The organism is Armatimonadota bacterium (assembly GCA_031432545.1).
GTDB classification, from domain to species: Bacteria; Sysuimicrobiota; Sysuimicrobiia; order Sysuimicrobiales; family Sysuimicrobiaceae; genus Caldifonticola; species Caldifonticola tengchongensis.
Window position 1 is genome coordinate 64,212 of sequence record JAVKGX010000009.1, and the last position, 11,788, is coordinate 75,999.

Consider the following 11,788-nt stretch of genomic DNA (forward strand, 5'->3'; position numbering starts at 1 on the left):
GTCGCCGCCCGGCGGCCCACCCCCGTGGACTATTGCCGTCTACGCGCCGCCTCCATCGCTTCCCGCGCCGCATCGATCGTCCGCGCGACGTCGACGTCGGTGTGCGCCGCCGACACAAACATGGCCTCGAACTGCGAGGGCGGCAGGTAGATGCCGCGCGCCAGCATGCCCTGAAAGAATGCCGCGAACCCGTCGGTGTCGGCCCGGCGTGCAGTGGCGTAGTCGGTGACCGGCTCCGCGCTGAAGAACACAGTCAGCATCGAGCCCGCCCGGTTCACCTGAACAGGCACCCCGGCGTCCGCTCCCGCCTGTCGGAGCCCTCGGGCCAGCGCTTCCGACCGGGCTTCCAGCGCCCGGTATGGCGGATCTTCGCGCAGCACGCGCAGAGTGGCGAGTGCCGCCCGGACGGCAACGGGGTTTCCCGCGAGCGTGCCGGCCTGGTAGACGGGACCGGACGGAGCCACCAGCCGCATCACGTCGGCGCGCCCGCCGTAGGCGGCCAACGGCAGCCCCCCGCCGGCGATCTTGCCGAGGCACACCAGGTCGGGCCGCACGCCCAAGCGCTCGTGCGCGCAACCGTACGACAGCCGAAAGCCGGTGATCACCTCATCGAAGACCAGCAGCGCCCCATGCTGTTCGGTGAGTGCCCGCAGCGCCTCCAAAAACCCCGGTGCGGGTGGGACGACGCCCATGTTGCCCGCGATCGGCTCCACGATGATGGCTGCGATCTCGTTCCCACGCTCGGAAAACAATCGCTGCGCGGCCGAAGGGTCATTGTAGGGAAGCGAGAACGTCTGCTCGATGGCACCCGCCGGCACGCCCGGACTGGCGGCCAGACCGAGGGTGGCGACGCCGGATCCGGCGGACACCAGGAGCGCGTCGGCGTGGCCATGGTAGCCGCCGTCGAACTTCACGATCCCGGCACGACCGGTGAACGCGCGCGCGACGCGCAGCGCGCTCATCGTCGCCTCCGTGCCCGACGAGACCAGGCGCACCATCTCCATCGCCGGCACGGCCTCGCACAGAGCTTCGGCCAGCTCCACCTCGTACGGTGTGGGGGCGCCAAAGGTGCTGCCGTCGGCGGCGGCCGTCCGGATCGCGGCGGTCACCTCCGGGTGTGCGTGCCCCAGGATCAAGGCACCCCACGATCCGACGTAGTCCACGTAGCGACGCCCGTCGGCGTCCTCGATCCAGGCTCCGCTTCCCCGCACCACGAACGGCGGGATTCCACCGACGGCGCCGAACGCACGCACCGGGCTGTTGACGCCTCCCGGCATCACGCGCCGCGCGCGCTCGAACCACGTGCGCGATCCGCTGCCAGGGTGCATCTAACGCAGCCGGTGAGCGGCGTCGCGGGCGAAGTAGGTCAGAATCCAGTCGGCGCCGGCGCGCCGCACCGCCAACAGGGTCTCCATCATCGCCGCCTCCCGGTCCAACCAGCCGCGGTCGGCGGCCGCTTGAACCATGGCGTACTCGCCGCTCACGCTGTAGGCTGCCGTGGGAATGCCGAACCGCTCCTTGACCGCGCGGATCACATCAAGGTAGGCGAGCGCCGGCTTCACCATCACCACATCGGCACCTTCGGCGACGTCCCGCTCCACCTCACGCAGCGCTTCGGCGGCATTGCCCGGCTGCATCTGATACCCGCGCCGATCGCCGAACCGAGGCGCGGACTCCGCCGCTTCCCGGAACGGGCCGTAAAACGCCGAGGCGTACTTCGCCGCGTACGCGAGGATCGCGGCATCGTACATCCCCGCGTCGTCCAGCGCGCGCCGGATCGCCCCCACCTGGCCGTCCATCATGCCGGACGGAGCCACGATGTCGGCACCGGCCCGTACTTGGCTGACCGCGATCTTGGCGTACAGCTCCACCGTCCGATCGTTGTCGATTCCAACGGTGGATCCCTCGCCGCTCAGCACCCCGCAGTGGCCGTGGTCGGTGTACTCGCACAGGCACAGATCCGCGATGAGCACGATGCGGTCGGCGAACTCGGAACGCAGCGTCCGCAGCGCCCTCTGCACGACGCCCTCCTCCGCCCACGCTTCGCTGCCCTCGGCGTCCTTGCGCCCAGGGATTCCGAAGAGGATCACAGACCGGATGCCGGTGTCCAGCAAGGACCCCACCTCGTCCACGATGCTGGTGAGCGTGTGCTGGAAGTGACCCGGCAGCGCGCCGATGGGCGCCGGCTCGCGCAGACCCTCTTTGACGAACAGGGGTGCGATCAGGTGGTGCGGCCGCAGAACCGTCTCGGCCGCCATGGTGCGCAAGGCCTCAGTCCGCCGCAACCGCCTGCCGCGATGGGGTAACGACGCCACCTCAACCCTCCTCTCCCGTGAACAGACGCAAGATCGCCGCCACGATCCCCTCGTCGGTGTGCGGGTCGGCAACCGCAGCAACCTCCAGTCCCGCCGCGCGGGCAGCGCGCGCCGTCACCGGTCCGATGCACACGCACGCCACGCCCTCGAGGGCATCAACGCCCGCCAGCTCCAGCGTCCCGCGCACCGCCGACGGACTGGCGAAGACCACGGCGTCCACCCCGTCCTCCAGCACCCGCTGGAGCCGGCTCGCTTCATTGTAGGCGGGTTCGGTACGGTATGCCTCCACCACGTCGACGACGGCGCCTCGGCTGCGGAGGCCTTCCACCAGCCCCTCTCTGCCTTCGGCCGCCTGGGGCACGAGCACCCGGACGCTGGCCACGGGGTGGCGACCGAACGCCTGCAGCAGTCCGTCGGCGGTGAAGTCGTCCGGCCGAAGCGCCACGGCGATGCCGCGGCGCTCCAAAGCCGCGGCCGTGGCATCGCCCACGGCCGCCACCCGCGTCCCACCGAGCGCCGACGCGTCCCGCCCCGCGGCCGTCAGCCGATCGAAGACGGCGTCGACCGCGTTCTGGCTGGTGAAGACCACCCAGTCGTAGGTGTCCAGCCGCTGCAGCGCTCGGTCCAAGTCGCCATACGACGCTGGCGGCACGATGCGGATCGCCGGGACCACGACCGCCTCCGCACCGGCGTCTGTGAGACGGCGGACCAGATCGTCGGCCTGGTGCGCAGGACGTGTGATCAGGATGCGCTGACCGGACAATGGCATGGGTGTGGCGTCCAGTGCAGATATCACCATTTCGAGATCGGTGCCAAGGCCAGGACTTGTCTTGCGGCAGCCTCGCCGATGCCCGACGCCTGCTCCACCGGACCCGATCGCGTGGCCCGTACGACGCGCCTCCCGTCATCGGAGGCGACGAGAACCCTCAGCACCAGCTCGTCCCCCACCGTAGCGAGCGCACCAGCCGGCAACGAGCAGCCGCCGGCGAGGGTCCGCAAAAATGCCCGCTCCGCGGTCACCGCCGCGCGTGTCGGTGGATCGTCCAGGGCGGCCACGAGCGCCTGCAGTTCGACGTCGTCCTCTCGCACCTGGACCGCCAGCGCGCCCTGACCGGCTGCGGGCAGCAACACCTCCGGGTCGAGGAGCTGGGCGATCGCCTCCGACCACCCGCCCCGTAGCAGCCCCGCGGCGGCGAGGACCGCCGCATCGACCTCGCCGTCTCGCACCTTGCGCAGGCGGGTGTCCACGTTGCCCCGCAACGGCACGACCTCCAGGTCGCGCCGCACTGCCCGCAGCTGGGCGGCCCTCCGAGGGCTGCTCGTGCCGACGCGGGCCCCGTAGGGCAGCGCATCCAACGACGCATGCTGTGAGACCAGCGCGTCGCGGGGATCCTCGCGCGGCGGTATGGCGGCCACGACGAGCCCTGGGGTCGGCGCAGTCGGGAGGTCCTTGAGGCTGTGTACCGCCAGATCCACACGCCGTTCGAGCAGCGCACGCTCGATCTCCGAGGTGAACCAACCCGTCGCACCAGACTGTCGCAACGGTGCCTCGGAGCGATCCCCGGTCGTCTGCAGGACCAAGATCTGGCAGCGCAGCCCCGGATGCACGGCCGACAGCGCGGCCGTGACCGTGTCGGTCTGCGCCCGGCTGAGCCGGCTGCCGCGGGTGCCCACGCGGACGACGTTCAATGCCTGGCGACTCCGGGACGTTCGGGAGTTAGGGACCGGCGGCGTCGTCCAGTTGCGGTGCCGCTTGCGCAGATTCGACCTCGGGATCGTGCTCTCGCGCCACGTCCTTCAAGCGCACGATCTGCGCGTGCAGCAACCGGTTCACCACACGCCGCAGCGTCGCCCGAACGGTCTCCCGTTCGCGAGCCGACAGCGACGCCAGCTGCGGGAGCACGCGGCGCCACTCCTCGTCCAGTACGGCGTCGGCGCGCGCCCGCAGCGCCGCAATCAACGGTACCACGCGCACCGAGCGCAGCCATGCTCCGAAGGCCTCCGCGTGCTCTCGGGCGATCGCTTCCGCCCGCGCCACCGCCTTCGACCGCCGGGCGTGCGTCTGCGCGCGCATGCCCTCCAGATCGTCGATGTTGACCAGGTGGACGCCGTCGATCTGTGCGACCGCCGGGTCCACGTCCCGGGGCACCGCGATGTCCAGGATCACCAGCGGCCGGCCCCGACCGTGCATGGCCTGCCTGACCAGCGGGACCTCGATGACCGGGTGCGGCGCGCCGGTCGAAGTCACGAGGATGTCGGCCGCTGCCAACTGCCCGCCGAGCTCGTCGAAGCGCACCGCCCGACCACCCACCATGGCGGCCAGCGTGCGAGCGTTGTCCAGCGTGCGGTTGCACACCGCAATCGGAGCACAGCCGGCGGAGGCCAAGTGGCGTACGGTCAGCTCAGCCATCTCACCGGCCCCCACGACCAGCACGGCGCGGCCCCTGAGGTCTCCGACCAGCCGGCGGGCCATCGCCACCGCCGCGCCGGGGACCGAGACGGCGCCACGGTCGATACCGGTTTCCTGCCGCACACGCCGTCCGGCGGCGATCGCCTCGCGGAACAGCGCGCCGAGCACCGGTCCTGCGGATCCCGCCTCGCGCGCCGCGGCGTAGGCGTCGCGCACCTGGCCCAGGATCTGGGTTTCCCCCAGGAGCATGGAGTCCAGCCCGGCGGCCACACGGAACAGGTGCTGAGCCGCTTGCACACCGCGATGCGCGTAGAGGTAGGGCTCGATGTCCTGCCGGCCGACCTCGTGGTAGGCGCACAAGAAGGCAACGACGGCCTCCACCCCAGCGTCCGGGTCGTCGACCGCCGCGTACGCCTCGGTCCGGTTGCACGTTGACAGCAGCACGGCCTCGCGGACGCCGGCGCGCTGACACAGTAACGCAGCGGCGGAGCCGATCCTCGACTCCAAAAAAGCCACCCGTTCGCGCGCCTCCACCGGCGCCGTACGGTGGCTCATGCCGACCGCTACGATCTGCATCCGCTGCCTGCCAGGATAGCAAAAACCGCGCCGGGCTGTCAGGTTGCTGCTACAGGAGTTTTACCCCGTTGATCTGCAACTTGAACGCGCAGCCCAAGAACTCGGCGGCCCGCCGGCACATGATCATCCGCGTGAGGAAGATCTCGAAGTACTCCATTACCTGGGCGCTGTCGGTGTTCACCGTCAACTCCAGTGTGATCTCGCGCGCCTTCTCGTCAACCCGCAAGAACGAGTGCTCCACGGCGTAGTTGACACGGTCGTGGATGTCGAACGTTGCCGGATCGGGATTGCGCACGCGCGAGCGGTGCACGTCGGACTTGTCGGCGAGGATCACCGCGGCGCCCACACGGCTCACCGGCTGCCCGTGGGATTCCTCGTGGTTGCCGATTGCGCTCATCACGACCGCGCGCTCGGCCGGCTCCATCCCCAGCCGGGCCAGGATGCCGTCGGCCAGGACCGCGCCGGTGTGCTCGTGGTTCAGACGGCTCACGAGGTTGCCGATGTCGTGAAGATAGGCGGCGATGGCGGCGAGTTCGGCCTCCCGCTCGGGGCTACCCAGGCGCCGGAGGATGTTGAACGCGATGCGTGAGCACAACCCCGCATGCCGAAACCCGTGCTCGGTGTAGCCGAGGATGCCGGTGTACTCGTTGGCTTTCTCGACGTACGCCTCCACCTCGGGATCGGCCTTGACGACCTGCAGGGTCACCCGTCCGGGCGGATGCGCGACTTCTCTGGCAACGCCCATCGGCGTCTCCCGTTCGGATCAGGCGTACAGACCGCGCAGCCGCCGCGCCTCGACGATCCGCTGGACGCCCAGGCAGTATGCCGCGGTGCGCAGGTCCAGGTTGAGTCGCTCGGACATCTCCAAGACGTCGGCGAACGCCTGGCGCATCTTCGCCTCCAGACGCGCGCGAACCTCGGCCTCCGGCCAGAAGTACCCGTACCGGTCCTGCACCCACTCGAAGTAGCTCACGACCACGCCGCCGGCGTTGGCCAGGATGTCGGGGACCACCACGACCCCGCGGCGCCGCAGGATCTCGTCGGCCTCCGGCGTTGTGGGGCCGTTCGCCCCCTCGACGATCACCTTGGCCCGCAGCACGCCTGCGTTCTGCGGCGTGATCTGGTTCTCCAAGGCGGCCGGCACGAGCATGTCGCAGTCCATCTCGAGCAACTCCTGGTTGGTGATCGTGCGGGCGCCCGGATAACCGACGACGCTGCCGGTGTTCTGTGCGTACTCGCGCACCAGCCTCGGCACCAGCCCCTCGGGGTGGTGGATCCCGCCCGCGACGTCGCTGACCGCCACGATGCGCGCGCCGGCCTCGTGCAGCAGCCTCGCCGTGTGCCAGCCCACGTTGCCGAAACCCTGGATCGCGACGCGCGCACCCTCCAGGGGCAGGCCCAGGACGCCGAAGGCCTCGCGCGCCACCACGACCAGACCACGGCCGGTGGCGTCCTCGCGCCCGCGCGAGCCGCCCAGCGGCACCGGCTTGCCTGTCACGGTCCCGTGCTCGAGGTGCCCCCGCTTCATGGAGATCGTGTCCATCATCCACGCCATGACCTGGGGGGTTGTGCCTACGTCGGGGCCGGGGATGTCCTTGTCCGGGCCGATGATGTCGAAGATCTCGGCGGTGTAGCGTCGGGTCACGCGTTCGAGCTCGCGGTTGGACAGCCGCGCCGGATCGCACGCCACCCCGCCCTTGCCGCCGCCGAAGGGTACGTCCACGACCGCGCACTTGATCGACATCCAGGCTGCCAGCGCCTTCACCTCGTCCAGGTTCACGGCGGGGTGGTAGCGGATCCCGCCCTTGCAGGGCCCGCGTGCGGTGTCGTACTGGACCCGGTAGCCGGTGAACACCTCGATGCGGCCGTCGTCCATCTCTACGGGTACCGCGACGATGACCGAACGCCGAGGGTGCTTGAGGGGCTTGGCGGTGGAGTCGTCGTACCCGAGGATCGCGGCCGCTCGGTCGATCCAGCGGCAGACGCTGTCGAAGGGGTTCTCCTGCTGGGCTTCCATCAAGAGGCTCACGTCGATCACCCCGCCGGATCGCGGCGGAAGTAGCTCATCTCCGCCTGCTCGCCTCCGCCGCCTTCTCCTTGCCCCTGTCGGACTCCGCCTGACGGCTGCGCACCGACCCTACCGCCGATCGGTCGGCCTTGACCCTGAGATTGGGCGCGAGCTCGAGGGTGATGTGGTCGTCCTGCACGTCGGTGATCACCGCGTGCAGCCCTCCCACCGTCACGACCCGATCCCCTTTCCGGAGCTTGGAGAGCATTTCGCGCCGCCGCTTCTGCTGCTGCTGCTGCGGTCGGATCAAGAGCAAGTAGAATACCGCAAAGATTAAAACGTAGAAGATCGCCGTCCCAATCCAACCGGCCTGTCCACCGTCCGCCTGTAGGAACATCCTGCCTCCTGCTGCGCCGTTTGCGGCGTCTTCGACCACCTGGGGTTTTCCCCTTCGCGATGCTCTTTCCCTGTCGGCCGCGGGCGCGTCACCATCGCGTCGCGTACCGCCTTCGGACCTCCGCCAGCCAGGCGTCGAACGTCCCCCCGACGATCGCCTGGCGCATTTCGGTCATCCAGCGCGTCGTGAAGAAGACATTGTGAAACGTCACCAGGCGCGGACCCAGCATCTCGTTCGCCTTGAACAGGTGCCGTACGTACGCCCGTGAGAACGTCCGGCAGACCTCGCACGCGCAGGCCGGGTCCAGCGGCCGCAGGTCCTCGCGGTAGCGCGCGTTGCGGAGGTTGATCCTCCCGTTCTGCGTCAGGACGACACCGGTGCGCGCCGCCCGCGTCGGCAGGGCGCAGTCGAACAGATCCACACCCCGCGCCACCGCCTCGGCCAGCGCCGGCGCCGACCCCAGGCCCATGAGGTAGCGGGGCCGGTCCTCGGGCAGCAGCGGCAGCACCGTGGCCAGGATCTCGTACATCGTCTCGTGCGGCTCGCCGACCGACAGCCCTCCGATCGCCACCCCGTCCAGGTCCATCGCGCCCACCGCGAGCGCGGCCTGACGTCGCAGCCGGAGATCGAAACCTCCCTGGACGATGCCGAACAGCCCCTGCGCCGGGCTGCGGTGTGCCGCCCGTGCCCGCTCCAACCAGCGAATCGTACGGTCCAGGGCCTGGCGGGCCTCGTCGTCGCCGCATGGATACGGGGAACAGACATCCAGCGGCATCACGATGTCCGATCCCAGCGCCTGCTGGATCTCTGCGACGCGCTCTGGCGTGAAGACGTGCTCGCTGCCGTCGAACGGAGACCGGAACACGACACCGTCGTTGCCGACGCGCCGCAGGTGCGCGAGGCTGAACACCTGGAAACCGCCGCTGTCGGTCAGGATCGGCCCGTCCCACCCCATGAAAGCGTGCAGGCCGCCCGCCCGGTGGATCAACTCGTGTCCGGGCCGCAGATAGAGGTGAAAGGTGTTCGCGAGGACCATCGGCGTTCCGATGCGCCGCAGGTCGTCGGGTGCCAGGGCCCGCACGGTGCCCTGCGTGCCGACGGGCATGAAGCACGGGGTCGGGACCACCCCACGGGGGGTGTGCAGCAGGCCGGCCCGGGCGGCTCCGGCGCGCACCTGGACCTCGAAGCGCACGGCGCTGCCGCCGGGTCGCGCGGATGCCCGAGGAATCGACGCCACGTGTCCCGTTCTTAGCACACCGGCCAGCAGTATAGCACGGTATAATGTATGCCCGGCGGCCGGCAGGCGGTCGCGCAAGAGGGAGGCGGTCTACGATGGCCGAGGACCGGAACAAGGCGGCGGACGATCCGCAGAAGGCAGCGGAGCGCAGGCGCATCATCGAGGAAGCCAAGGCGCGCTGGGCAGCCAAGAAGGCCGCACAGGAGGGTACACCGGCAGCCGGTGCACCGGCGGCGCAGGAAACGCGCGAGGAGCGAGCCGCCGCGGCCAGGGCGAAGGCCGAAGCGCTGCGGGCGCAGCGTGAGGGCGCACAGGCCCCACCCGCCCCTTCGATCCCGCCGATCGTGGCGGCCCACAATCCCGGCGGCACCCCGGTCAACGCGCCCGCCAACCCGAAGCTCCAAGCCCTGGGAACGATCAACCAGGCCGTGGAGGTGCGCGCCGACCCCGCAGAGGACGCCAACCTCCGGAAACTCCTCGGAGGGATCGGTGCCTATCAGAACCCGCTCCGCGACAACGCCTGGCAGGTGGACTACCGGTACTGGAAGGAGGCCCGCAGGCGCCTGCTCGCGGCGGGCTATCAGATCGAAGAGACGGACTATATGGGCCGCCCCCTCGAGGAGTGGGAACCGATCACCCGCGGCTGGGCGCGCGCAGAGCTGTCGTAGCGGAACTGCTATCTGATCAGCATCGCGTCCCCGAAGCTGTAGAACCGATAGCCCCGTTCGACCGCCTCCCGGTACGCCGCCAGGACTGTCTGCCGGTCGGCGAAGGCGCAGACCAGCATCAGCAGCGTTGTGCGCGGAAGGTGGAAGTTGGTGATCAGCGCATCGACCACGCGGAACCGGTGGCCGGGCAGGATGAACAACTCGGTCCACCCCCTGCCCGCCTCGACCGTCCGCTCCTCGGTCGCCGCGGTCTCCAGGGTGCGCACGACCGTCGTGCCGACGGCGACCACACGCCGTCCTGCCTGCCGCGCACACCGGATCGCAGCGGCGGTTTCCGAAGGGATCTCGTAGTACTCCGCCTCCATTTGGTGTCTGGAAGGGTCCTGGGACCTCACCGGTCGGAACGTACCGGGGCCGACGTGCAGGGTGAGGAACGCGCGGTCGATCCCGCGGGCTGACAGACGATCCAGCAGTTCGGGCGTAAAGTGCAGCCCCGCGGTCGGCGCCGCCACGGCCCCTTCGACCCGGGCGTAGACGGTCTGGTAGGCTTCCGGGTCTTGGGGCGCCCGGCGGATGTAGGGCGGCAGCGGCATCTGCCCTCGACGCCGCAACACCTCCGGCAGCGCAGCGTTGCCGTGCACCTCCAGCAGCCAGACCCCTCCGCCCCGGCGGGTGGTTACCGTAGCGGTCAGACCGCCGGCCAGACGGAGCCGTACACCCTCGCGCAGCCGCCGGCTCGGGCGGACCATCGCCAGCCACGACGCTTCTCCGGCACCCCGTAACACGAGGACCTCGACCTGCCCCCCACCGGGATCCCGGACACCGCGCAGCCTCGCCGGCAGTACGCGCGTGTCATTCAGGACCAGGAGGTCGCCTGGGGAGAGGAGATCCGGGAGGTCCCGAAACACCCGGTGCGACAGCGCGCCCGTCCTGCGGTCGAGGACCATCAGCCGGGAGGCGTCGCGCGGTCGGGCAAGTGATTGCGCGATCCGGTCGGGCGGAAGGTGGTAGTCGAAGTCGGCCAGCCGCACAGAGGAATCCCGCGGCATCTCAGCGGGCGACGACCTCGACGCCGGTGTAGTAGTGCCGCAGGATTTGCGCGAAGGTCATGCCGCGCATCGCCATTCCCCGCGCACCCCACTGCGACATCCCCACGCCGTGGCCCCACCCGCTGCCCTCGAAGACCGCCGATGGGCCTTCCACGCGGACCGCAAACTTCGTGCTCCGGATCACGTCCGCGCCCATGAGGAGGCGGAACCGGTGGCCGGTCAGTTCCAACGAAGCGCCGTCGGTCAGCACGCGCAGGGTGAGCACCCGCCCGGACTCGCTGGTGCGCGCCACCTCCAGACCGCGCAAGTCCTGTACCCCCAACCCACCCCGCCGCAGGCGGTTGCCGATCTCCGACAGCGCCAGACTCACCGCCCAGCGCTCGTAGGGCGAGCCGGCGGAGTATGGATCGTCCACGCCCCGCAGGTACGGGTAGGCCGTCCCCCAGACGTTCTCGCTGCTCTCGGTTCGGCCTCCCGAGTCGGCGTGGTAAGCGGCTAAGATCGGCCGCCCCGCGTGGACGAGGATCAGGCCCCGCGTGGCGTCCACCGCCTCCGTGGCCCGCGGGTCCTCGAACGTCACGCCACCGTATACCTGGGAGTCCGTGGTATCCCGCAGGTCGTAGCCCTCACGGGCGAACCGCCCCAGGCTGTGCACCGCCAGTGTCCGCGCCGCGACGGCCTGCGCCCGCACCGCTTCGGGGGGCCACGCCGGATTGATCTCCAGCTTGATGACCCCGTAGAGGTAGGGCTCCAGCTCCAGTTCGTTGACGACCGTCAGCCCGCGTTCGGTCCTCCGCAGCTCGATCGTGCCGCGATAGGCCCGCATCCTGTCTTCGACCCGCACCGGCCGGTCGCCAGCCGCCCGCACGCGCACGACGTCGCCGTAGCGCGTCAACCCGGGGATCTCGATCCCTGACGGCGCGGCGCGAAACGTCCAAGCCCCCCTGCTGAGCTGCTCGCGCCGGTCAAAGATCACATCGACGACCTCCAGGAGCCCATCCGCGCTGAGCGTGACTTCCGGCTGACCGATCATCAGCCCCACCCGCACAGACGGCGGCACCTGTCCCGCGGACGGGGCGAAGGGAACCCCGCTCAGCGCAACCGCAGCGAGCGCGACCAGGATCGCAC

General features: G+C 70.2%; 12 protein-coding genes. 1 reads left to right on the forward strand and 11 read right to left on the reverse strand.

The annotated features are described in order from the left end of the window. Positions 1-29: 29 nt before the first annotated feature. The 9 genes from hemL to tgt all read right to left on the reverse strand — a co-directional run bounded on the left by hemL (position 30) and on the right by tgt (position 8,898). Positions 30-1,328: a glutamate-1-semialdehyde 2,1-aminomutase gene (hemL, locus tag QN163_08930; GenBank protein MDR5684135.1), complete on the reverse strand. Its 1,299-nt coding sequence runs from the start codon at positions 1,326-1,328 to the stop codon at positions 30-32. After that, positions 1,329-2,315: a porphobilinogen synthase gene (hemB, locus tag QN163_08935; GenBank protein MDR5684136.1), complete on the reverse strand. Its 987-nt coding sequence runs from the start codon at positions 2,313-2,315 to the stop codon at positions 1,329-1,331. 1 nt (position 2,316) lies between these two features. Beyond that, a complete protein-coding gene (locus tag QN163_08940; GenBank protein MDR5684137.1) occupies positions 2,317-3,084 on the reverse strand; it encodes a uroporphyrinogen-III synthase in 768 nt (255 codons plus the stop codon). A 23-nt stretch (positions 3,085-3,107) separates the two neighbouring features. Next, positions 3,108-4,004, reverse strand: coding sequence for a hydroxymethylbilane synthase (hemC, locus tag QN163_08945; GenBank protein MDR5684138.1), 897 nt, complete (start codon positions 4,002-4,004; stop codon positions 3,108-3,110). Between the two features lie 28 nt (positions 4,005-4,032). Beyond that, positions 4,033-5,301, reverse strand: coding sequence for a glutamyl-tRNA reductase (locus QN163_08950; protein MDR5684139.1), 1,269 nt, complete (start codon positions 5,299-5,301; stop codon positions 4,033-4,035). Positions 5,302-5,350: 49 nt separating this feature from the next. Beyond that, positions 5,351-6,046 carry an HD domain-containing protein gene (locus tag QN163_08955; protein MDR5684140.1) on the reverse strand — a complete coding sequence of 232 codons (696 nt, stop codon included), beginning with the start codon at positions 6,044-6,046 and terminating at the stop codon, positions 5,351-5,353. 18 nt (positions 6,047-6,064) lie between these two features. Then, the gene (locus QN163_08960) at positions 6,065-7,318 is read right to left on the reverse strand and encodes a Glu/Leu/Phe/Val dehydrogenase (protein ID MDR5684141.1); all 1,254 of its coding nucleotides are present in this window, start codon (positions 7,316-7,318) and stop codon (positions 6,065-6,067) included. Positions 7,319-7,364: 46 nt separating this feature from the next. Further along, positions 7,365-7,706 (reverse strand): preprotein translocase subunit YajC, encoded by a 342-nt coding sequence (yajC, locus tag QN163_08965; GenBank protein ID MDR5684142.1) that lies wholly within the window; start codon positions 7,704-7,706, stop codon positions 7,365-7,367. An 88-nt stretch (positions 7,707-7,794) separates the two neighbouring features. Next, positions 7,795-8,898, reverse strand: a complete 1,104-nt coding sequence (gene tgt / locus QN163_08970) for a tRNA guanosine(34) transglycosylase Tgt (protein MDR5684143.1) — start codon at positions 8,896-8,898, stop codon at positions 7,795-7,797. Positions 8,899-9,038: 140 nt separating this feature from the next. Between tgt and QN163_08975 the strand changes: the two genes are divergently transcribed. Beyond that, positions 9,039-9,611, forward strand: coding sequence for a hypothetical protein (locus tag QN163_08975; GenBank protein ID MDR5684144.1), 573 nt, complete (start codon positions 9,039-9,041; stop codon positions 9,609-9,611). An 8-nt stretch (positions 9,612-9,619) separates the two neighbouring features. Here QN163_08975 and queA read toward each other — a convergent pair whose 3' ends face one another. Both queA and QN163_08985 read right to left on the reverse strand, forming a co-directional pair. Then, the gene (queA, locus tag QN163_08980; GenBank protein ID MDR5684145.1) at positions 9,620-10,642 is read right to left on the reverse strand and encodes a tRNA preQ1(34) S-adenosylmethionine ribosyltransferase-isomerase QueA; all 1,023 of its coding nucleotides are present in this window, start codon (positions 10,640-10,642) and stop codon (positions 9,620-9,622) included. Between the two features lie 19 nt (positions 10,643-10,661). Continuing rightward, positions 10,662-11,788 (reverse strand): SpoIID/LytB domain-containing protein (locus QN163_08985; protein MDR5684146.1); only part of this gene is annotated, 1,127 nt, incomplete at its 5' end.